At 71.1% G+C, this 21,301-nt stretch carries 21 protein-coding genes and 1 pseudogene; 18 read left to right on the forward strand and 4 right to left on the reverse strand.

Annotated features, from left to right (window positions below; all coding sequences use genetic code 11):
- The 7 genes from KVT45_RS44765 to KVT45_RS44795 are packed head-to-tail and all read left to right on the forward strand — an operon-like array spanning position 1 to position 7,645.
- Positions 1–1,026 carry an NAD(P)-dependent oxidoreductase gene (locus tag KVT45_RS44765; RefSeq protein WP_217555438.1) on the forward strand — a complete coding sequence of 342 codons (1,026 nt, stop codon included), beginning with the start codon at positions 1–3 and terminating at the stop codon, positions 1,024–1,026.
- 17 nt (positions 1,027–1,043) lie between these two features.
- A complete protein-coding gene (locus KVT45_RS44770; RefSeq protein WP_217555479.1) occupies positions 1,044–2,297 on the forward strand; it encodes a DUF4910 domain-containing protein in 1,254 nt (417 codons plus the stop codon).
- A 5-nt stretch (positions 2,298–2,302) separates the two neighbouring features.
- Positions 2,303–3,592: a hypothetical protein gene (locus KVT45_RS44775; RefSeq protein ID WP_217555441.1), complete on the forward strand. Its 1,290-nt coding sequence runs from the start codon at positions 2,303–2,305 to the stop codon at positions 3,590–3,592.
- Positions 3,589–4,536 (forward strand): glycosyltransferase family 2 protein, encoded by a 948-nt coding sequence (locus KVT45_RS44780; RefSeq protein ID WP_217555443.1) that lies wholly within the window; start codon positions 3,589–3,591, stop codon positions 4,534–4,536. Before KVT45_RS44775 ends, KVT45_RS44780 begins: the two co-directional genes overlap by 4 nt.
- Complete coding sequence (locus tag KVT45_RS44785) at positions 4,533–5,765, forward strand: polysaccharide pyruvyl transferase family protein (RefSeq protein ID WP_217555444.1); 1,233 nt, start codon at positions 4,533–4,535, stop codon at positions 5,763–5,765. Before KVT45_RS44780 ends, KVT45_RS44785 begins: the two co-directional genes overlap by 4 nt.
- Positions 5,762–6,313 carry a dTDP-4-dehydrorhamnose 3,5-epimerase gene (gene rfbC, locus KVT45_RS44790; RefSeq protein ID WP_217555446.1) on the forward strand — a complete coding sequence of 184 codons (552 nt, stop codon included), beginning with the start codon at positions 5,762–5,764 and terminating at the stop codon, positions 6,311–6,313. Before KVT45_RS44785 ends, rfbC begins: the two co-directional genes overlap by 4 nt.
- 6 nt (positions 6,314–6,319) lie before the next feature.
- Positions 6,320–7,645 carry a glutamate-1-semialdehyde 2,1-aminomutase gene (locus tag KVT45_RS44795; RefSeq protein ID WP_217555448.1) on the forward strand — a complete coding sequence of 442 codons (1,326 nt, stop codon included), beginning with the start codon at positions 6,320–6,322 and terminating at the stop codon, positions 7,643–7,645.
- Between the two features lie 12 nt (positions 7,646–7,657).
- Here KVT45_RS44795 and KVT45_RS44800 read toward each other — a convergent pair whose 3' ends face one another.
- Positions 7,658–8,392 (reverse strand): phosphatase PAP2 family protein, encoded by a 735-nt coding sequence (locus KVT45_RS44800; protein ID WP_254648273.1) that lies wholly within the window; start codon positions 8,390–8,392, stop codon positions 7,658–7,660.
- Positions 8,393–8,841: 449 nt separating this feature from the next.
- Between KVT45_RS44800 and KVT45_RS44805 the strand changes: the two genes are divergently transcribed.
- Positions 8,842–10,113 (forward strand): MFS transporter, encoded by a 1,272-nt coding sequence (locus tag KVT45_RS44805; protein ID WP_217555450.1) that lies wholly within the window; start codon positions 8,842–8,844, stop codon positions 10,111–10,113.
- Positions 10,114–10,144: 31 nt separating this feature from the next.
- Here the strand turns inward: KVT45_RS44805 and KVT45_RS44810 are convergent, their stop codons facing one another.
- The gene (locus KVT45_RS44810) at positions 10,145–11,164 is read right to left on the reverse strand and encodes a LysR family transcriptional regulator (protein WP_308311051.1); all 1,020 of its coding nucleotides are present in this window, start codon (positions 11,162–11,164) and stop codon (positions 10,145–10,147) included.
- Positions 11,165–11,285: 121 nt separating this feature from the next.
- Here KVT45_RS44810 and KVT45_RS44815 point away from each other — a divergent pair, with 121 nt between their 5' ends.
- The 10 genes from KVT45_RS44815 to KVT45_RS44860 all read left to right on the forward strand — a co-directional run bounded on the left by KVT45_RS44815 (position 11,286) and on the right by KVT45_RS44860 (position 20,023).
- Positions 11,286–12,269: a fumarylacetoacetate hydrolase family protein gene (locus tag KVT45_RS44815; protein ID WP_217555451.1), complete on the forward strand. Its 984-nt coding sequence runs from the start codon at positions 11,286–11,288 to the stop codon at positions 12,267–12,269.
- Positions 12,266–13,228, forward strand: a complete 963-nt coding sequence (locus tag KVT45_RS44820) for a cyclase family protein (protein WP_217555453.1) — start codon at positions 12,266–12,268, stop codon at positions 13,226–13,228. Before KVT45_RS44815 ends, KVT45_RS44820 begins: the two co-directional genes overlap by 4 nt.
- Before the next feature lie 163 nt (positions 13,229–13,391).
- Positions 13,392–14,555 (forward strand): FAD-dependent oxidoreductase, encoded by a 1,164-nt coding sequence (locus tag KVT45_RS44825; RefSeq protein ID WP_217555455.1) that lies wholly within the window; start codon positions 13,392–13,394, stop codon positions 14,553–14,555.
- Entirely contained in the window at positions 14,552–15,562 is a 1,011-nt protein-coding gene (locus KVT45_RS44830; protein WP_217555457.1) for an amidohydrolase family protein, read from the forward strand. Before KVT45_RS44825 ends, KVT45_RS44830 begins: the two co-directional genes overlap by 4 nt.
- Before the next feature lie 12 nt (positions 15,563–15,574).
- Positions 15,575–16,513: a VOC family protein gene (locus tag KVT45_RS44835; protein WP_217555459.1), complete on the forward strand. Its 939-nt coding sequence runs from the start codon at positions 15,575–15,577 to the stop codon at positions 16,511–16,513.
- A gap of 75 nt (positions 16,514–16,588) precedes the next feature.
- Positions 16,589–17,563: a fumarylacetoacetate hydrolase family protein gene (locus KVT45_RS44840; RefSeq protein ID WP_217555460.1), complete on the forward strand. Its 975-nt coding sequence runs from the start codon at positions 16,589–16,591 to the stop codon at positions 17,561–17,563.
- Positions 17,564–17,775: 212 nt separating this feature from the next.
- A complete protein-coding gene (locus tag KVT45_RS44845) occupies positions 17,776–18,189 on the forward strand; it encodes a DUF6069 family protein (protein WP_217555462.1) in 414 nt (137 codons plus the stop codon).
- A gap of 314 nt (positions 18,190–18,503) precedes the next feature.
- Entirely contained in the window at positions 18,504–18,845 is a 342-nt protein-coding gene (locus KVT45_RS44850) for a helix-turn-helix transcriptional regulator (RefSeq protein WP_217555464.1), read from the forward strand.
- Between the two features lie 3 nt (positions 18,846–18,848).
- Positions 18,849–19,355, forward strand: a complete 507-nt coding sequence (locus KVT45_RS44855; protein WP_217555466.1) for an SRPBCC family protein — start codon at positions 18,849–18,851, stop codon at positions 19,353–19,355.
- A complete protein-coding gene (locus tag KVT45_RS44860) occupies positions 19,355–20,023 on the forward strand; it encodes a dihydrofolate reductase family protein (RefSeq protein WP_217555468.1) in 669 nt (222 codons plus the stop codon). The genes KVT45_RS44855 and KVT45_RS44860 overlap by 1 nt, the downstream gene beginning before the upstream one ends.
- Before the next feature lie 152 nt (positions 20,024–20,175).
- Here KVT45_RS44860 and KVT45_RS44865 read toward each other — a convergent pair whose 3' ends face one another.
- Together KVT45_RS44865 and KVT45_RS44870 are read right to left on the reverse strand one after the other, a co-directional pair.
- Complete coding sequence (locus KVT45_RS44865; RefSeq protein WP_217555470.1) at positions 20,176–21,000, reverse strand: enoyl-CoA hydratase/isomerase family protein; 825 nt, start codon at positions 20,998–21,000, stop codon at positions 20,176–20,178.
- Position 21,001: 1 nt separating this feature from the next.
- Positions 21,002–21,301: pseudogene (locus KVT45_RS44870) on the reverse strand (4-coumarate--CoA ligase family protein); the annotation flags it as partial.

Genomic DNA, 21,301 nt, shown 5'->3' on the forward strand with positions numbered 1-21,301 from the left:
TTGCGCGTACTACTGACCGGACACCAGGGCTATCTGGGCACCGTGATGGCCCCGGTCCTCAGGGCCGCCGGGCACGACGTCGTCGGCCTCGACGCCGGCCTGTTCGCCGACTGCGTCCTTGGCCCGCAGCCCGATGACCCGCAGGGGTATCGGGTGGACCTGCGCGACGTCACGGCCGACCACGTGGCCGGGGTGGACGCCGTGATCCACCTGGCCGCACTGTCCAACGACCCGCTCGGCTCGCTGGCGCCCGAGCTCACCTACGACATCAACCACCACGCGTCCGTACGGCTGGCCCGACTGGCCCGCGACGCCGGAGTACGGCGCTTCCTGTACGCGTCGACCTGCTCGGTCTACGGCGCCGCCGGTGGTGACGACCTGGTGACCGAGGACGCCCCGCTGCGGCCGGTGACGCCGTACGCGGAGTCGAAGGTGCGGGTCGAGGACGACCTGCACGCGCTGGCCGACGACGACTTCACCCCGGTGTTCATGCGCAACGCCACCGCCTTCGGCTACTCGCCCCGGCTGCGCGCCGACATCGTGCTGAACAACCTGGTGGGGCACGCGCTCCTGTCCGGCGAGGTCCTGGTGCTCTCCGACGGCACCCCCTGGCGCCCGCTGGTGCACGCCGCCGACATCGCGCGGGCCTTCACGGCCGCGCTGACCGCGCCGCGCGAGGCGGTGCACGACAGGGCGTTCAACATCGGCAGCGAGACCAACAACGTCACGGTCGCCGAGATCGCCGAGCAGGTCGCCGAGGCGGTGTCCGGTGCGAAGGTGGTGATCACGGGGGAGAACGGTGCCGATCCGCGGTCGTACCGGGTGGACTTCGCCCGGTTCCGCGCCGCGATTCCCGGCTTCGACTGCGAGTGGACGGTGAAGCAGGGCGCGCTCGAACTCGCCGACGCCTACCGCAAGTTCGACCTGACCCGGGAGGACTTCGAGCAGCGCTACACCCGGCTCGCCGTGCTGCGCGCGGCGTCCGAGGCCGGCACCGTCGACGACACCCTCAGGCGGCGCCGGTGACCGACGTGAGCGAGGAGATGTACGCGCTGGTGGAGCGGATGTACCCGCTCTGCCGCAGCATCACCGGCGACGGTGTGCGCGCCACCCTGGACATCGTCGGGGAGTACATCCCGCTGCAGGTGCACGAGGTGCCGACCGGGACGCAGGTCCTCGACTGGACGGTGCCGCAGGAATGGAACATCCGGGACGCGTACGTCGCCGACACCGCCGGCCGGCGGGTCGTCGACTTCGCCGCGTCCAGCCTGCACGTACTCGGCTACAGCGTGCCGGTGTCGGCGACCATGCCCCTCGCCGAGCTGCGCGGACACCTGCACACCCTGCCGGACCACCCGTCCTGGGTGCCGTACCGCACCAGCTACTACAAGCCGGACTGGGGGTTCTGCCTGGCCCAGGAGACCCTGGACGCGCTGCCGGACGGCGAGTACGAGGTGCACATCGACTCCACCCTTGCGGACGGCCACCTCACCTACGCCGAGTACGTGGTCCCCGGACAGGTCGCCGACGAGGTCATCGTCTCCTGCCACGTCTGCCACCCGTCGCTGGCCAACGACAACCTGGCCGGCATCGCGGTGGCGACCTACCTGGCCCGGGCCCTTGCGGAGCAGCCGACGTACTACACCTACCGGTTCCTGTTCGCACCCGGCACCATCGGGGCGATCACCTGGCTGGCCCGCAACGCGGAGCGGGTGGACCGCGTCAAGCACGGCCTCGTACTGGCCTGCGCCGGCGACTCGGGTCATCTGACGTACAAACAGAGCAGGCGCGGCGACGCGGAGATCGACCGGGTGCTGCGGCACGTGCTGACCGCATCCGAACGCCCGCACCACGTCACCGAGTTCACTCCGTACGGCTACGACGAGCGGCAGTTCTGCTCGCCCGGGTTCAACCTGGGCGTGGGCTCGCTCACCCGGACCCCGTACGCCGGCTACCCCGAGTACCACACCTCGGCGGACAACCTGGACTTCGTCTCCCCGGAGGCGATGGCGGACACCCTCGCAGTGTGCCGCGAGGCGTTCGCCGTCCTCGACCGCAACCGGCGGTACCTCAACCTCAGTCCCTACGGCGAACCGCAGCTGGGCCGGCGCGGGTTGTACGACGCGCTCGGCGGCCGCAGCGACACCAAGCAGGCCCAGATGGCCATGCTCTGGGTGCTCAACCTCTCCGACGGCGAGCACAGTCTGCTGGACATCACCGAGCGGTCCGGGCTCCCGTTCGACACCGTCGCCGCCGCGGCCGATGCGCTGCGCGGCGCCGACCTGGTCAAGGAATGACGCCCATGACCACCCAGGGGGAGAAGACGACAGCACCGGCCGGGTCCGCCAAGCGGGCCCTCGTCGGCCGGCTGTCCTGGGGGCTGGCCGACCAGGCGGCCTCCAGCATCAGCAACTTCGCGGTGGGCATCTACGTGGCCCGCTCGCTGGGGGTGACCGCGTTCGGCGTGTTCAGCCTGGCCTGGGTGACCTACGGCGTGGTGCTCAACGTCTCCCGCGGCCTTGCCACCGACCCGCTCGTGGTGCGCTTCAGCGGCGTGCCGGAGGCGTCCTGGCGCGGGGCGGTGGCCCGCTCGACGGGTACCGCACTCGGCGTCGGTGCGGCCCTCGGCGTGGTGTGCCTGGCGGCCGGGCTCGGCCTCGGCGGCCGCGTGGGGCCCGCGTTCGCCGCCCTCGGTGTCATGCTGCCGGGGCTGTTGCTCCAGGACGCCTGGCGGTTCTCGTTCTTCGCCGCCGGCGCCGGGCGGAAGGCCTTCCTCAACGACGTCGTGTGGGGCATCGCGCTCGTCCCGGCCATGGTGGTGGCGGCCCGGGTGGGCAGCGTGGCCGCCTTCGTGCTCGCCTGGGGCGCGTCCGCCACGGTGGCCGCCGGGTACGGCTACCTCCAGTCCGGCATCCGGCCGCACATGGCACAGGTCCGCGGGTGGCTTCGGGAGCAGCGCGATCTCGGCTACCGGTACCTGGTCGAGAACGTCAGTCTCAGTGGCGCGAGCCAGCTGCGGGCGTACGGGCTCGGTGTGATCGTCGGGGTGAGCGCGGTCGGCGCGGTGCGGGGCGCCGAGCTCCTGATGGGCCCGTTCCTCGCCGTGCTGATGGGTCTCTCGCTGGTCACCGTCCCGGAGGCGGCCCGGGTGCTGCGGCGGGCTCCGCACCAACTGGGCAGGTTCTGCCTCCTCCTCGGCGGGGGACAGGCCGCCGGAGCGCTGCTCTGGGGCTCGGCGCTGCTGCTGATGCCGAACCGGCTCGGCGAACTGGGGCTCGGCGACGTCTGGCACTCCTCCTCGCACCTCATCGTGCAGATCACCCTGAGCGTCGCGGGAGCGGGCCTCGGCACCGGTGCGGCGGCCGGACTGCGCGCGCTCGGCGCGGCCCGGCGCAGCCTGCGCTGCCAGCTGTTCGCCTCCGCCTGCTACGTCGGCGGCGGGCTCGGCGGGGCGGCCGTCGCCGGCACGGCCGGCTCGGCCTGGGGCGTCGCCGCCGCGACCCTCAGCGGCTCGGCCGTCTGGTGGCTGCAACTGCGGTCCGCCCTGCGCGAGCGCCACCGCAATCCCATCCCCGAAGTGAGGACCGCATGACCGACCGACCCAGGCTGAGCATCGGCCTGCCCGTGTACAACGGCGAGGAGTACCTGGCCGAGTCGTTCGACGCCCTGCTCGGCCAGACCTACGAGGACTTCGAACTGGTCGTCTCCGACAACGCCTCGACCGACGGGACCGAGGACATCTGCCGCAAGTACGCCGCGCAGGACTCCCGTATCCGGTACCACCGGCTGCCCCGTAACATCGGCGCCACGCCGAACCACAACCATGTGTTCGCCGAATCCCGCGGCGAGCTCTTCAAGTGGGCCTCGCACGACGACCTCTACGGCCGCGACCTGCTGCGGCGCTGCGTGGAGGCACTGGACGAGCGGCCGGACGTCATCCTCGCGCACACCGGCCAGGCGGTCATCGACGGCGACGGCCAGGTGACGGTCCCCTACGAGTACACGCTCGCCACCGACTCCCCGCACGCACCGGAGCGCTTCCGCAGTCTGCTCTTCGAGCCGGGCGGCGACGACTTCTACGGGGTGATGCGGGCCGACATGCTGCGCCGGGTGAAACCGATGGACAGCTACCACCACGCCGACCGCACGTTCGTCGCCGAGATCACCCTGCACGGGCCCTTCCACCAAGTGCCGGAGCTGCTCTACTTCCGCCGCGACCACCCCACCCGCGCCGAGCGGGCGAACCCGTCCAAGCGCTCCCGGTGCGTCAACCTGGACCCGCGCCGGGCCGGCCTGCTGCACCCGACGCCCCGGCTGCTCGCCGAGTACGTCTGGGGCTTCGCCTCGGCGATCCGGCGGGCACCCCTGTCCCCGGCCGACCGGCGCGCGTGCTACCGCCACCTGGCCGCCTGGATGACCAGCCGGGTCCGGCCGGGCGCCGGCGAGCGGGTCGAGGACCGCGCCCCGGTCGACCCGGCCCTGCTCACGGTCTCCGTCGACGCCCTCGTCGCCGGCCGTGAGGGGAGGCAGGCATGACGTCCGCGGACGGAACGCCGGTGCGCGTCGGGGTGTTCGGCCTGCTCGGCTCCGGCAACCTCGGCAACGACGGGTCGCTGGAGGCCGTCCTCGGGTACCTCCGCGCCGACCACCCGGAGGCGGTCGTGGACGCGCTGTGCGGCGGGCCCGAGGCCGTGACGACCCGGTTCGGGATCCCCGCCACACGGCTGCACTGGAACCGCGCCGAGTACCGGACCGCATCACGCGCGGGCGCGCTCGCGGCCAAGGGGCTCGGCAAACTCGTCGACGTCTTCCGCACCGCCGCCTGGGTGCGCCGCCACGACGTGGTGATCGTGCCGGGCATGGGTGTCCTGGAGGCCACCCTCCCGCTACGGCCGTGGGGCTTCCCGTACTCGCTGTTCCTGCTCTGCGCGAGCGGCCGGCTGCTGGGCACCCGGGTCGCACTGGTCAGCGTCGGCGCCGCCGAGATCCGCAACCGGCCCACCCGCGCCCTGGTCCGCTGGTCGGGCCGCCTGGCCGCCTACCGCTCCTACCGCGACGCCCAGTCCCGGGAAGCGATGCGGGCGATGGGCGTGGACACCGCGCGCGACGAGGTCTACCCGGACCTGGCGTTCGCCCTGCCGACACCGCCCGCTAACGCGCCCTCGGACGTGCCGGGCCCGGTCTGCGTCGGCGTCATGGACTTCCACGGCGGCAACGACGACCGCGCCCGGGCCGACGAGATCTACCAGCGCTACCTCGACGGGACGATCCGGTTCGTCCGCACGCTGGTCGAGGAGGGCAGGCCGGTCCGGCTCCTCACCGGCGACCAGTGCGACGCCTCGGTGGTCGCCGCGATCCTCGACGCGGTCGACTCACCACTGGTCACCGCGGCCGAACCGGCCTCACTGGCCGACCTGATGAAGGAGATGGCGGCCTCCGACACCGTGGTGGCGGTCCGGTACCACAACCTGATCTGCGCGCTGAAGACCGGAACGCCGGTGCTCGCACTCAGCTATGCGGCCAAGAGCGACGCGCTCATGGACCGGATGGGCCTCGGCGCCTACTGCCACCCGGCGCGCGAGGTCGACGCCGACCGGCTGCTGGAGCAGTTCCGGGCGCTGGAGAAGCGATCGGCCGAGCTGCGGCAGATCCTCACCGAGCGGAACCTGGCCGCCGCCCGGCAACTGGAGGACCAGTTCAGCTCGTTGACCACGGCCGTGTTCCCCGCGACCCACCACATCCACGCCCGGCAGGAGTCTCCATGAAAGCGACCGAAGTCCCGGAGATCACCGGCGCGTACCTCTTCGAGCCGACGCCGTACACCGACGAACGCGGCTTCTTCTGCCGCACCTTCGACGCCGACGTGATCCGCTCGGTGGGCCTCGACCCGCACGCCTTCGTCCAGGACAGCGTGTCCCGCTCGGTCCGGGGCGTGCTGCGCGGCCTGCACCTGCGCTCCGGCGCCGGCGAGGCCAAGCTGGTGCGCTGCTCGTACGGGCGGATCTTCGACGTCGTCGTGGATCTGCGGCCGGATTCTCCGACTTACCGCAATTGGGCCTCCTTTGAACTCACAGGAGAATCACAACCAACTCTTTACATTCCCGCGGGATGCGCGCACGGTTTTCAAGCACTGACCGACATCGCCGACACCTCGTACCGGATCGACCGCCCGCACGATCCGGCCGAGGACGTGACCATCGCCTTCGACGACCCCGAGCTCGCCATCCCCTGGCCGCTGCCGGTCGCCCTGATGTCCCAACGGGACCGAGAGGCGCCCAGCCTCGCCGAGGTCCTGAAGCACAGAGAAAGTTGAGGTCCCGTGGACACCGAAGTGCTTGACCTGCCCCTGTCGCGGACAGCCAACGAGCGGCTGCACGCCATGATCCCCGGGGGCGCGCACACCTACGCCAAGGGCGACGACCAGTACCCCGAGAACCTGGCCCCGGTCATCAGCCACGGCAGCGGTGCCCACGTGTGGGACGTCGACGGCAACCGCTACATCGAGTACGGCTCCGGCCTGCGGTCGGTCAGCCTCGGCCACGCCCACCCGCGCGTGATCGAGGCGGTGCGGCGCGAACTCGACCGCGGCAGCAACTTCGTCCGGCCGTCCATCGTGGAGGTCGAGGCCGCCGAACGCTTCCTGGCCACCGTGCCGACGGCCGAGATGGTGAAGTTCGCGAAGAACGGCTCCGACGCCACCTCCGCCGCGGTGCGCCTCGCCCGCGCCGCCACCGGCCGCTCACGGGTGGCCCTCTGCTCCGACCATCCGTTCTTCTCCGTCGACGACTGGTTCATCGGCACCACACCGATGTCCGCCGGCATTCCGTCGACGACCACCGAGCTCATCGCGTCCTTCCCCTACGGCGACCTGGCCGCCACGGAGGAGATACTCACCCGGTACCCGGACGAGATCGCCTGCCTGATCCTCGAACCCGCCACCCACACCGAGCCGCCGCCGGGTTACCTCGCCGGCCTGCGCGAACTGGCCGACCGGCACGGCTGCGTACTGATCTTCGACGAGATGATCACCGGCTTCCGCTGGTCCGAGGCGGGCGCCCAGGGCCTGTACGGCGTCGTCCCCGACCTCTCCACGTTCGGCAAGGCGCTGGGCAACGGGTTCGCCGTCTCCGCGCTGGCCGGGCGCCGCGACCTGATGGAGCGGGGCGGACTGCGTGACTCCGGCGACCGGGTGTTCCTGCTGTCCACCACGCACGGTGCGGAGACGCACTCCCTGGCAGCCGCGATGGCCGTGCAGACCACCTACATCGAGGAGGGCGTCACCGCGCGGCTGCACGCCCTCGGCGAGCGGCTGGCCGCCGGTGTCCGCGACGCCGCGGCCGCCATGGGCGTCGGTGACCACGTCGTCGTCCGGGGCCGGGCCAGCAACCTGGTCTTCGCCACCCTCGACGACAACGGGCAGCCGTCGCAGCAGTACCGCACCCTGTTCCTGCGCCGGCTCCTCGCGGGCGGGGTGCTCGCCCCGTCGTTCGTGGTGAGCAGCGCACTCGACGACGCGGACATAGACCGCACCGTCGATGTGGTGGCCGAGGCGTGTGCGGTGTACCGGAAGGCACTGGACGCCACCGACCCCACCCCCTGGCTGGCCGGGCGAGCGGTGAAGCCCGTGTTCCGCCGCCTGGCGTGACGTGACGTGACGTCAGTGGCGCTCCCGTCGGCCTGTGTCGGTCGTCCGGTCGACCATCTGGTCGGTCATCCGGTCGGCCGTCCGGTCGACCAGCCACGCGGTCGCCGGTATCACCGCCAGCGCGGTGCACCAGCCGCCGAGGGCGTCGGTCGGGTAGTGCGCGCCCAGGCCGACCTCCGCCCAGCCCATGGTGGCGCCGGCGACCAGCGCCGCGGCGAGCACGAGTGTCGTGCCGGCCGTCCTGCCGAGGCCGAGCCGACCGGTCGCGAGCAGCGCCGCCATGAGGGCGAGCGCGGTGAAGAAGGCAGTGTGCCCGCTCGGGTAGGACAGGTTGCCGGGGCCGTGGATGGTGCGTCCCACCAGGTGCTTGAGGAGCGTGGTCGTCCCCACGGTCAGGCCGGCGCCGGCCACGACGAGCACCGCTGCGCGGGGACGCCGCAACAGCAGGCAGCCGGCCACGCCGGCCACGATCAGCATCGCCGATCCCGCGGGTTCCCCCAGGAAGTCCAGGGCCAGAGCGACGTGCCGCCACGGCGGCCGCACACTGTCCGCCGTCGGCCGGATGATCCAGCTGTCCACCCGGCCGGGCTCGCTGTGGCCGGCGTACAGGACCCCGAGGACGACGACCACCAGCGTGGCGAGTGCTGCGATCAGCCCGAGGCCCGCGCGCAGCGACGGGGGCAGTAGCGTGCGTGCCGCGAACTGGCCCGGGCCGACTTCCAGGTCCGCTCCTGCCAGGCGATCCAACGCGAGCCCCCCGTCGTGTCCGCCCCACCCAGCCTCTGCTTGTCACCCTAACCGTTTGCGGGTGGTTCCTGACCTTGGTGGGGCGCCTTTGAGACGGGCTCCGCTTCTTGGCGACGGGTGCCGTCGGCGCAGTCATCGGCGGTAACGAGGGATCATCCCGGCCTCCCTGTGCCGGGCTCGTTCCCGTACGGCGATCGGGCGGCCGCCGTACGGTCGCCGCCTGCCGGTCGTGGATCGTGCGGGCTGCTCATCCACGCCATGGATGAGCCGGATACGCGATTCGGATCGCGTGGAGGATGGCGAGCGGGCCTCCCGAACGCCCATAGTCGTCCCTACCCGCACGCCGCTGTTCGGACCAGCCGCCTACGTGCGGTCGTCCGCGGCATGCTGCGCGCCACAGGCGCCCGAGAACGGTATGCCCGCTCCCTCACACCGTCCCCGGAGTCGCCATGCCTGGTTCCGTTCCCCTGCCCTCGCCCTCGCCGACCGCGATCGACGACGCCCCCCAGTCGCCCGTGGCCGTCTCGGGCCCCGCCCACGTGCTCCGTGTGACCCTGCTGATGGCGGGCAGTTGTCTGCCGATCCTGGGGGCAGTGCTGATAGCACCGGTGCTGCCGAAGATGCAGGACCACTTCGCGTCGGTGCCGGGAGCCAAGGCGTTGGTGCCCCTCGCCCTGACCGTTCCGGCCCTCTCGCTGGCGCTGCTGGCCCCGTTCGCCGGCGTGCTCGTGGACCGACTGGGCCGCAGACGCCTGCTGATAGCGGCGACCCTGTTGTACGCCGTGTTCGGCACCGCTCCGCTCTGGCTGGATTCGCTGGGAGCCATCATCGCCGGCCGCGCCCTGGTAGGGGTCACCGAAGCCGTGATCATGACATGCTGCACCACGCTGATCGGCGACTACTACAGCGGCGATCGGCGGGTGAAGTACCTCGCCCTGCAGACGATGTGCGCGTCCGCGTCGGCCACCGTCTTCTTCGTGGTCGGCGGCGCCGCCGGATCGGCGGGCTGGCGGGTGCCCTTCTGGATCTACGCCGTGAGTCTGGTGCTCGCCCCGCTGATGGCCGCTTCCCTGACCAACCCGGTGACAGGAGCGACGGTCGCCGGGACTCCGGTCGCCGAGGAGCGACGTCCCTTCCCCTGGCGGCGGATGGGCGGCATCTGCGCCCTCACCTTCTTCGGGGCGATCGTCTTCTACACCGTCCCGGTCGAGATGTCGTACCTGCTCGACGACCTCGGGGTGAAGAACTCCGGCGTGATCGGTCTGGCCAGTGCGGTCGGCAGCGCCGCCACCGTGGGCGGGGCGGTCACCTTCGCCCGCCTCAAGCGGTCTCCGGGCCCGATGCTGCCTGTCGTTCTCGGGCTCAGTGCGCTCGGTTTCGGGGTGATCTTCCTCGCGGGGAATGCTCCGCTGCTGGTCGTCGGTGCGGTCGTCAACTGCCTGGGTACCGGCATGCTGCTGCCCGCGCTGCTCACAAGCGCCATGTCCCGCCTGGCGTACGAGGACCGCGGCCGTGGCACGGGACTGTGGATGGCGGCCTTCTTCGGCGGTGAGTTCGTCTGCCCGCTCGTGCTGCTCGCCGGGGAGTCGGCGGTCGGCAGTCTCGCGGGTGCGGTGGGCGTGCTGGGGCTGGCTGCCGCGGCCGGCGCGGCAGGGCTGTGGGCGGTCGGCCGTCGGGTGGGCGCCGTCGTATCGGACGACTGCACCACCGCAACGGGGTGAACACACCGTGCCGTGGACGGTGTCCTGCTGGTCACCGACCGGTGCGGGGTGCGCGGGGCCGGGACGGCAGGACGCCCGGCCCCGCGCCCGGCCCCGCGCCCGGCTCCGCGCCTGGTGCGGCCGCGGCCGCGGGTTCCGCCAGGCCGTTGCCCGTCAGGGTCGCGCCCACCTCCGCAGCCTTGCGTCGCAGCCAGATGTGGGCCGCGTCCTGGGCGTGCACGGGATGCCACCACATCGCCTCCCGGACCGGTACCGCCTCGAACGGGCAGGGCAGGACGCGTACCCCGGCGACGAGAACCGCCCTGCGGGCCAGCCGCTCCTGGATCATCGCGACCCGGCGGGTGCCCTCGACCATGTGCGGCAGCAGTTGGAAGGTCTGTACCGAGACCTCCACCCGGGGGCTGATGCCGATCATGCTCAGCTGGCGGGCGACCGGGGCGTCGTAGGGGCGCTGATAGACGACCCAGGGCAGGCCGGCCAGCTGGTCGAGGGTGAGTGCGTCGCCCACCTCCGGGTGGTCGTCGGCGACCATGCACAGCCAGCGGTCCGTGTAGAGGTCGACGGCGGGGAAGCCGTCGATGACGCCATGCGGCATCAGCAGGCCGTCGACGGTACTCAGGAGCGTGGCGGTGTTCTCCTGGACGGAGGGTGCCGGGTGCTGGAACGTGAGCCGGATGCCGGGCGCCTCGTGGTGCAGGGTTCGGGCGAGCGCGGCACCGAAGACGGCCGTGCCGTAGTCCGACGCGAGCAGGGTGAATTCGCGGATTTCGGCGGCCGGATCGAAGTCGGCCTGGCTGGCGAAGACGCGCTCCAGCAGATCGCAGGCGGTGGCGCTGCGGTCGCGCAGGGCGACGCCGAGCGGGGTCAGTTCGTAGGTGTTGCCGGTACGGGCGAGCAATTCGTCGTCGAAATGGCGGCGCAGCCTGGACAGCGCCGCGCTCATCGCGGGCTGGCTCAGTCCGACGCGTTCGCCGGCCCGGGTGACGTTGCGCTCCTCCAGTAGCGCGCGCAGGGCGAGGACCAGATTGAGATCGAGTCGGGACAGGTTCACCGAGCACCATCCAACGCGAGGGAAAGCCATCCACACCATGGATGAGGCGCATCCACAGGATTGATTTCCATGATTGACGGATCGAGGTCAGAGTAGACCCATCCCAGCGGGAGGACATCTGATGGCAACACTCGTGCAACCTGCCGGCCCGTTCGCGCTCGGCACGTTCTCGCTTCCGGACGGACAGCCGTTCCCCGGCATCCTGGCGAAGGGCCGAGTACTCGATCTCAGCCGAGCCCTCGCCTGGGCACCGTCCGAGGTGCGGGCCGTGGTGGAGCGCTGGGAGGAATCCCTCCCCGTCCTGCACGTCCTGGCGGACGAGGACGCCCTCGACTGGCAGCCCCTGGAGAACCTCCGGGTGCACGCCCCGCTGCAGCCACGACAGATCTTCCAGTCGGGCGCCAACTACCGGCAGCACGTGATCGACCTGGAGGTCGCCCACCGTGCCCCCGACGACCCGCGCACGGTCGAGGAGGCGCGGGCGGAGATCGCCACCGTGATGGACCGGCGGGCCGCCGAGGACCTGCCGTACGTCTTCATCGGCCTGCCCGGCGCGATCACGGGCCCCTACGACGACGTCGAACTTCCGTCATGGGCCGAACAGCCGGACTGGGAGCTGGAGTTGGCGGCCGTCATCGGCAGGACGGCCCATCGGGTGTCCGCCGAGGAGGCCCTGGACCACGTTGCCGGCTACACGATCGCCAACGACCTCACCGACCGGGCCACCGTCTTCCGGCGGGACATGAAGGCGATCGGCACGGACTGGCTGCGCTGCAAGAACGCGCCCGGGTTCACCCCGCTCGGCCCGTGGCTCGTCCCGGCCGGGTCGGTCGCGGACCCGGGTGACCTGCGGGTCACCCTCAAGCTCAACGGCGAGACCATGCAGGACGAGTCCACCAAGGACATGCTCTTCGGCGTTGCGCGGTTGGTGTCGTACATCTCGCAGACGGCCCGGCTCCTGCCGGGTGACCTGGTGCTGACGGGCAGTCCGGCGGGCAACGGCATCCACTGGGGGAGGCTGCTGCGGGAGGGCGATGTCATGGAAGGGGCCATCACCGGTCTGGGCACGCAGCGCACCCGCTGTGTGGCGGAGGCGTCGGCATGATCCTGGACCGCCACGACCCCGAGGGCGCCGTCGCCGAGGCGGCCAAGGCGTACTCCAACTGGGGGCGTTGGGGCGCGGACGACGTGCTCGGCACCCTGAACTTCCTCGACGAGGCCAAGCGGCGCGAGGGGGCCGCACTGGTGCGCCGGGGCATCAGCTTCTCGCTGTCCCAGGCGTTCGACATGAACGGCCCGCAGCAGGGCTGGCGGCGGCGGACCAACCCGGTGCACACGATGCTGGACACCGGCACCGACGCGGCCCTCGGCAACCAGGGCTTCCCGCACGGCATCGGCGGCGCCGACGACGTGATCGCGATGCCGTTGCAGTGCTCGACCCAGTGGGACGGGCTCGGGCACATCTTCGACCACGGCAAGGCCTGGAACGGCCGGGACGCGGCCCGCACCGTCACCTCCGACGGCGACCTCGTCACCGGAATCGAGCACATGGCGCCGTACGTCGCCGGGCGCGGGGTGCTGCTCGACGTGGGCCGAGTGGTCGGTACCGGGGGAGAGCTGCCCGACGGTTTCGCCATCACCGAGGAGCACCTGACGGCGACCGCCGAGGCGCACGGCGTGGCGGTCGGGCGCGGCGACATCGTCGCCGTACGCACCGGTCGGCTCGCCCGTGCCCGCCGCGACGGCTGGGGCGACTACGCCGGCGGCGACTCGCCCGGTCTGTCCTTCACCGCCGCCGGCTGGCTGCACGGCACCGAGATCGCCGCGATCGCCACCGACACCTGGGGCTTCGAGGTGCGGCCCAACGAGTTCGAGAACGCCTTCCAGCCGCTGCACCAGGTCGCCATCCCGCACCTGGGCCTGCTCATCGGTGAGATGTGGGACCTCGACGCCCTCGCCGCCGACTGCGCCGCCGACGGCGTGTACGACTTCTGGCTCACCGCGGCGCCGCTGCCCATCACCGGGGCCGTCGGCTCACCCGTCAACCCGATCGCCGTCAAGTAGCTTACCCAGTGGGCCCGTTCGGCCGCCGGATGCGCCGCCCCCGGACAGCGGCGGCGCATCCGGCCCCCGCCCCCGTCCCTGCTCCTGGCCCGCGCGCCCAGCGCGCGAGCCGCATCCCGGCCGCCCGAAGCCGCGCGGCCCGACCCCGGGAGGTATCCCCGACATGGCTGACAGCCGCACTCTCCCCCAGCCGCCGACCGGTAGGACCCCCGTCGTCCTGGTCATCGGCGGGGGCGCCTCGGGCAACGCCGTCACCGTCCTGTTGCGCCGCGCCGGGATCGCCGTCGACCTGACCGAGGTCAGACCCGACTGGAACGCCACCACCGGTTCCGGTATCACCCTCCAGGGCAACGCCCTGCGGGTGCTGCGCGAACTGGGCGTATGGGAGCGGGTGCAGGCCTCCGGATACGCCTTCGGCTCGCTCGGCGTGACGGCCCCGGACGGCACCGTCCTGTTCGTCGCCGAGGACATCCAGACCGGCGGGAAGGACCTGCCCGCCACCGTCGGCATGCAGCGCCCCCAGTTGCAGCAGATCCTCATCGAAGCGGTCCGGGCCTCCGGTGCCGGCGTACGCCTGGGCACCACCGCCGAGGCGCTGGACCAGGACGCCGACGGTGTCTCGGTGCGCTTCAGCGACGGCACGACCGGCCGCTACGACCTGGTGATCGCTGCCGACGGCCTCAACTCGGCCACCCGGGCCGCGATCGGGATCACGGACAAGCCGGAGCCCACCGGCATGGCCATCTGGCGCATCGCCGCCCCGCGGCCCGCGAGCGTCACACGTACCGACCTGGCCTACGGCGGCCCCGCCTTCATCGCGGGCTACTGCCCCACCAGTGAGAACACGATCTACGCCTACCTCGTCGAGGCATGCCGCGACCGCGCCGCCATCGACCCGGCCGCCTACGCCGACGAGATGCGCCGCCTGGCGCAGGGCTACGGAGGCGCCTGGCCGGAGATCACCGAGCACATCACCGACCCGGAGAAGGTCAACTACACCTGGTTCGACCACCTGCTGGTCGAGGGCTCCTGGCATCGCGGCCGGGTCGTGCTCATCGGCGACGCCGCCCACTGCTGCCCGCCCACCATGGCCCAGGGCGCGGCGATGTCCCTGGAGGACGCCCTCGTGCTCGCCGAACTGCTCGGCGGCGGACGGGACTGGGACGACGAACTGCTCCAGACCTACCACGACCGCCGCATCCCACGGGTACGCACCGTCGTCGAGGCGTCCATGCAGATCGGCCGGTGGCAGCTGGACGGCGTGCGGGACGCCGACATGGCCGGGCTGGTCGGCCGCACCATGAACCTCCTCAAGGAGCTTCCGTGACCGCCACCGCGTCCTCCGCGCCGACGATCGACGTCCACGCCCATCTCCTGCTGCCGGAGGTCGAGGAGGCCGTCGCCGGTCACCCCGGCCTCGCCGAGGCCCGGGAGCTCGACGCCCGCCGCAACGGCCCGGCGGCCCTGGCCGTGAACGGTCCGATGCTCGGGGCACGCGCGCCCAGGCTGACGGAGGCCGCCGTACGCCTGGCGGCCATGGACACCCAGGGCGTGGACATCCAGTTGATCAGCCCGTCCCCGTCGCACTACCACTACTGGGCCGAGCCCCGGCTCGCGTCACAGATATGCCGGCTGGCCAACGAGGGCACTGCCGCACACTGCGCGAAGGCCCCCGACCGGCTGCACGGCCTCGGTCTGGTCCCCCTCCAACACCCCGCCCTCACCGTGAAGTTGCTCGACCACGCACTGGAACAGGGCCTCAAAGGCGTCGAGATCTCCTCGCACGCCCCCGGCCGCGAGCTGTCGGATCCCGCGTACGAGCCCTTCTGGTCCCGGGCCGAGGAGCGCGGCGCCCTTGTCTTCCTGCACCCGTTCGGCTGCACCCTCGACGAGCGCCTCGAGCGCTGGTACCTGTCCAACACCGTCGGCCAGCCCACCGAGAACGCCGTCGCCCTCTCCCACCTCATCTTCTCCGGTGTCCTGGACCGCCACCCGGAGCTGAAGCTGATCGCGGCACACGGCGGCGGCTATCTGCCCACCCACCTCGGCCGCTCCGACCACGCCTGGCGGGTCCGGCCGGACGCGCGGGACTGCGCACGGGAGCCGAGCAGCTACCTGAGGCAGCTGTACTTCGACTCCCTCGTCCACGACCCGGACGTACTGCGGGAGTTGCTGCGCGCCGCCGGACCGCAGCGGGTCCTGCTCGGCTCGGACTTCCCCTTCGACATGGGCACCGAGGACCCGCTGTCCGCACTGCGCGCGGCGGACCTGCCCGACGACGACTTCCACGCGGTGCGGGGCGGCAACGCGGCCTCCCTGCTCGACCTCGACTGAGAAGGAACCCCCATGAGCGACCGTCTGCTCACCCATCTGCGGCACGTCGACCTCGCCGTGCCCGACTACGACAAGCAGCTCGACTTCTACGCAGGTGTCTGGGGTCTGACCAAGGTCGCGGAGGACTCCGGGATCTCGTTCCTGGCCGCGGAGGGCTCGCCCGAGCAGTACGTCGTCCGGTTGCGCAAGGCCGACGAGAAGCGCCTCGACCTCGTCTCCTACGGGGCCGCGAGCGCCGAGGACGTCGACACCCTCGCCGGCCGACTCCTCGCCGGAGGCGTTCAGTTGATCTCCCAGCCGGGCAAGGCCGACACTCCCGGCGGCGGCTACGGCTTCCGTTTCTTCGACGTCGACGGCCGCACCGTCGAGGTCTCCGCCGACGTCGAGGTCCGCCGGCACCGCAGGATCGAGGAGAAGGAGTCGATCCCGGTCAAGCTGTCACACGTCGTCCTCAACTCACCGGACCTCGACAGGACCCGGGAGTGGTACGAGCGTCACCTCGGCTTCCGCCTGTCCGACACGCTCGGTCATCCGCACATCGGCGACGTCATGCACTTCATGCGGATCAGCAGCCAGCACCACTCCATGGCCATCGCGAAGGGCCCGCACACCTCCCTGCACCACGTCTCCTTCGAGATGCGGGGCATCGACGAGTACATGCGCGGCTCCGGCCGTGTCATCCGCGCCGGCTTCAAGAAGGTCTGGGGCCCGGGCCGGCACATGGCGGGCGACAACACCTTCACCTACTTCCTGGACCCGCACGGCAACACCGTCGAGTACACGACCGAACTGGAAGTCCTCGACGAGGACACCTGGCACCCCCACGTCTACGACTTCTCCCAGCCCGAGGTCACCGACCAGTGGGGCACCGCCAACCCCATGAACGAGCTGGTCACCAAGGAGTCCTTCAACGACGTGGACCACGGCTGCTTCGTCGCCCCGCCGGTCTGATCCCCGAACCCCGCGGACGCGGCAGCCCTGTCACGCCCTGGCTTCCCCCGTCCTCCCGTCGACAGGACCCCTTCCATGCGTTTCGCCACGTACGAACACCGCGATCGACGCCAGGTGGCCGTCGTCGAAGAGGACGGCACGCTCTACCCCCTGCCCGGCGCCGGCTCCCTGACCGGCCTGCTCGCCGACGGCAGCGGTCTGCCCGGACTGCTCGACGCGGGCTCCGCCACCCTCGACGTCCCGGCCGGCCCCCACGTCTCCGACGTACGGCTGCTGCCGCCGCTCCAGCCGCCCACCGTGCGGGACTTCGTCACCTTCGAGGAACACGTCGAGGGCGTACGACGGTCCGTGGACGGTGCCGCCGGGGTGCCGGGGCAGTGGTACGCGGCCCCGACCTTCTACTTCACCAACCCCTACGCCGTGTACGGCCCGCACGACGACATCCCCGTGCCGCCGGGGTCGAGTGTCCTCGACTTCGAGCTCGAAGTCGCGGCCGTGATCGGCAAGGAGGGCCGCGACCTCACCCCCGAACAGGCCCGCGACCACATCATCGGATACACCGTCCTCAACGACTGGTCCGCCCGCGACCTGCAGTCCGCCGAGATGAAGGTCGGCCTCGGCCCGTGCAAGGGCAAGGACACCGCCACCACCCTGGGCCCCTACCTGGTCACCGCCGACGAGCTGGACAAGTACCGCGACGCGGACGGCTTCCTGCGCCTCGCACTGACCGCGGAGATCAACGGCGAGGTGATCGGCAGGGACCTGCTGTCCAACATGAGCTGGACCTTCGAGGAGATGGTCGCCTACGCCTCACGCGGTACCTGGGTACGCCCGGGCGACGTCCTGGGCTCGGGCACCTGCGGCAACGGCGGCTGTCTGGCGGAACTGTGGGGGCTACGAGGCCGCCAGGACCCGGCGCCGCTGAAGCCCGGCGACACCGTCACCCTCTCCGTCGAGGGCATCGGCACCCTCTCCAACACCGTGGTACCCGGCCCCGATCCGGTGCCGGTGCCGGTCGCCCGGCGCCGCCCGCGGAGGCCGAGGAACTGACCCGCCAGGGTGCCCGGATCATCGCCACCGACGTGACGGAAGCCCCCGGTTGCCGCCGCCTCGCCGTCACCAGCACACAGGACTGGGCGCGACTCGCCGTCGCACCGCTTTCCCTGAGCCGCCCGGAACGACGCTTGAAACATCAAGCAAAGAGGGGGACACTTCTCATGCTTGATATTTCAAACTTGCCTCCGACGTCCCTAGGAGCTGTCGTGTCCGCAACCTCTCCCGCAGTCGCTGTCCGCCGTGGTCCGCTCGTCGTCGTAGGAGGCGTGCTCGGCGCGATCGTCGTCTCCTCCGTCGCGAACGCGTTGATCGCGCTCGTCGCCCATGCCGCCGGCGCGCCCGACGACTTCCAGCCGTTGAAGGCGTCCTCGTACGTCTTCCTGACGGCGGTCGGTGTCGTACTCGGCTCACTGGGCTGGGCCGTCATACGCAAGGCCGCGAAGGACCCCGAGGCTCTGGCGCGATGGCTGGTGCCGGCGGTCGTGGTCGTCTCCTTCGTACCGGACTTCCTGCTCTTCGGGGACGGCGGAGTCACAGGTGTCCTCGCTCTGCTCCTGATGCACGTGACCGTCGCGGTGATCGCCGTGTTCGCCTATCGCAGGGGCATGCCCCTGTCGTGACGGCAGAGGGTCCTCCGCCTCCGGGATTCCTCGGCGGCCTGACCTGCCGCCGCCCGCTCCACGTCCCGCGGGATCCGCTCGGGAGGGGCGGCCCCGCACCCGCAGGGGATCGGGGCATGGGCACGGTCGGCTGATCCGGACTCGGCAGGGCTCGACGTCCGAGCCGTCAGCGCCGCGTCGCTTCGGTTCCCACCGGGGCGTGTTCCGGGCTGAGAGCACGGGATCGGTCATTCCCGCTGCAATCGTCATCCGGCAGGACCCGCCCGATTCCCGACCGGCTTGACGCATTCCGATATGGGAATACGATGGCTGCCATGGCACGAGCAGCGACGACGTCGGACGCGTTCAACGCGATCGCCGAGCCGCAGCGTCGGGACATCCTGGCGCTGCTGCGGGCGGGTGAGCGGCCGGTGACCGACGTGGCCCGGGAGCTGGGGATGAGCCAGCCGGGGGCGTCCAAGCACCTGCGGGTACTCCGGGAGGTGGGGCTGGTGCGGGTCCGCGGGGCGGGCAAGCAGCGTCTCTACGGCCTGGACGCCCGCGGGCTGCGGCCGGTCCACGAGTGGGTCGGCGGATTCGAGCGGTTCTGGAACGAGAGTTTCGACCGCCTGGACACCTACGTGCAGGACCTCAAGCAGACACGGCAAGAGGACTGACCGATGACAGGGGCAGGGCAAGACACGCGGGCGGAGCCGGCGACGGCCGACCGGGAGATCGTGATCTCCCGGGTCATCGACGCCCCACGAGAGCTGGTGTTCGAGGCGTTCACCGAGGTCCGGCACCTGTCGCGGTGGTGGGGTCCGGAGGGGTTCACCACCACCACGCGGTCCTTCGAGTTCCGCGAGGGCGGGGAGTGGGTCTTCGTGCTGCACGGGCCGGACGGGACCGACTACTCCGAGTGGATCCGCTGGCTGCGGATCGCCCCGCCGGAGCGGATCGAGCTGCTGCACGGTGAGTTCCGCGACGACCCGAACGCCTTCGAGTCGGTCCTGACCTTCGCGCCCGACGGCGCGGCGACCCGGATCGTGATGCGCACGGTGTTCCCCACCAGGGAACTGCGCGACGAGGCGGTCGAGAAGTACCACGCGATCGAGGGCGGCCGGCAGACCCTGAGCGGCCTGGCGGCCTACGTCACCGACCTCGCGCGGAAGGGGGCGGAGGGCTGATGGCCGGGAAGGTGTTCTTCAGCGTGTCGATGTCGCTGGACGGCTTCATCGCGCCCGAGCCCGTGCCCGCCCAGGACGAGCTCTTCGCGCCCGACAGACAGGACGACCCGGACGTTCAGCGCTGGATGGCGCAGTGGACGGAGCTGCAGCAGTGGGTGTTCCCGCTGCGGTTCTTCCGGGAGAACCTGAAGCTGGGCGAGGGCGGCGAGGAGGGCCTCGACAACGACGTGGCGCGGGAGACGTTCTTGCGCACCGGCGCGAGCGTCATGGGCAAGCGCATGTTCGACCTCGGCGAGCTGTCATGGCCGGAGGAGGCGCCCTTCCACACCCCGGTCTTCGTCGTGACGCACACCAAGCGTGACCCGTGGGAGCGGCCCGGCGGCACCACGTTCCACTTCGTCGACGACGGCATCGAGCACGCCCTCGACCAGGCCCGCGAGGCCGCCGGCGACCGCGACGTCCGCATCGCCGGCGGCGGCGCGACGATCCTGGAGTACCTGAACGCCGGCCTGGTCGACGAGTTCTCGATCACGCTGTCACCCGTGCTGTTCGGCGCCGGCACCCGCCTGTTCGACGGTGTGGACGCGTCCAGGATCGCGCTGGAGCCGGTCCGTTCGGAGCCGTCGTCGCGGGTGACGCACCTGACCTACACCGTGCGCCCACGGTAGCCGCGCCACCGCGCCACCCCAGCGACCCGAGCACCCACGGCGCACACGCTTGAATCAGCAGGCCGCCACGGCCGACTGAGATGTCGCAGAGTAGTTCGAAGGGGACCAGCCCCAAGTGCCGCGCAGTGATCCGGTCGGAACGCTGGAGAGGTTCAGGCCTTCTCGGCGATGCTCCTGCCGAGATCGAGTTCGATGCCCTGGGGCTGCTGAAAGCCGCGTGTGAAGAGGCCGCGCACCCGATCCGCGCTCTCCGGACGGCCCGCCGTGCGCCGGAAGGCGACCAGAGCGGCTGCGTAGTCACTCGCCGGAATCGTGGTGGCCGCGTCGACGAACTCCTTCGTGCCGGAGATCGCGGCCTTGTCGAACCCGGCGATGCGGCGGGCGAAGGCGTCGACGAAATCGTCCAGCTCACCTTCGGGCAGAACGCGGTTCACATAGCCGTACTCGGCTGCGAGCCGGGCCGGGAAGTCGTCTCCTCCCAGCACGATCTCCATTGCGCGGCCCCGGCCCACCAACTCGGCCAGACGCCCCATGGGGTTGCCGCCGGGCACAGCGCCGATGCCCACCTCGGGCTGGCCCAGGATGGCGTCGGGGCCGGCGAAGCGGATGTCGGTGCTCAGCACGAACTCGCTGCCCGCACCTCGGACACGGCCGTTGATCGCCGAGATCGTGACGGCCGGGACCTTGCTCAGACGCAGCAGGTTGTCCGAGACGAGGGGGAGCCCGGTGGGGCCCAGCGGCATCGCGGCCGCGCGCTCTTTGTCCATCAGAAGGTCGAGGTGCGCCATGAAGAAGTCCGGGTTGGCGCTCTGGAAGACAACGACGGTCAGATCAGGGTCCTGCTCGATGCGGGTCACCAGATCGGCAAGCTGCTCGACGGTGTCCAGGTCGATGAGGTTGATCGGGGCATTCTCGAAGGTCACCTTCCAGTAGGACGGCGACACCACATGTACGTCAAACTGCGAGTGATTACTCATGTCATCCATTCAGATCTCGAAGATCCTTGCGCAGGATCTTTCCGGCCGGGGATTTGGGTATTGCCGCCAGGAATTCGACCGCTCTCACCTTCTTGTACGGTGCGACCTGCGCGGCGACGAACGTCATCACCTCATCGGCGGTCAGTGCCGGATCGGCGGTGACGACGAACGCTTTCGGGATCTCCTCGCCTTCGGCGTCGGGGGTGCCGGTGACCGCGGCGTCGGAGTTGGCGGGGTGCGTGATCAGGTGGGCTTCCAGTTCGGCTGGGGGGACTTGGTAGCCCTTGTATTTGATGAGATC

It is taken from the genome of Streptomyces sp. GbtcB6 (assembly GCF_019091475.1).
GTDB classification, from domain to species: Bacteria; Actinomycetota; Actinomycetes; order Streptomycetales; family Streptomycetaceae; genus Streptomyces; species Streptomyces hyaluromycini.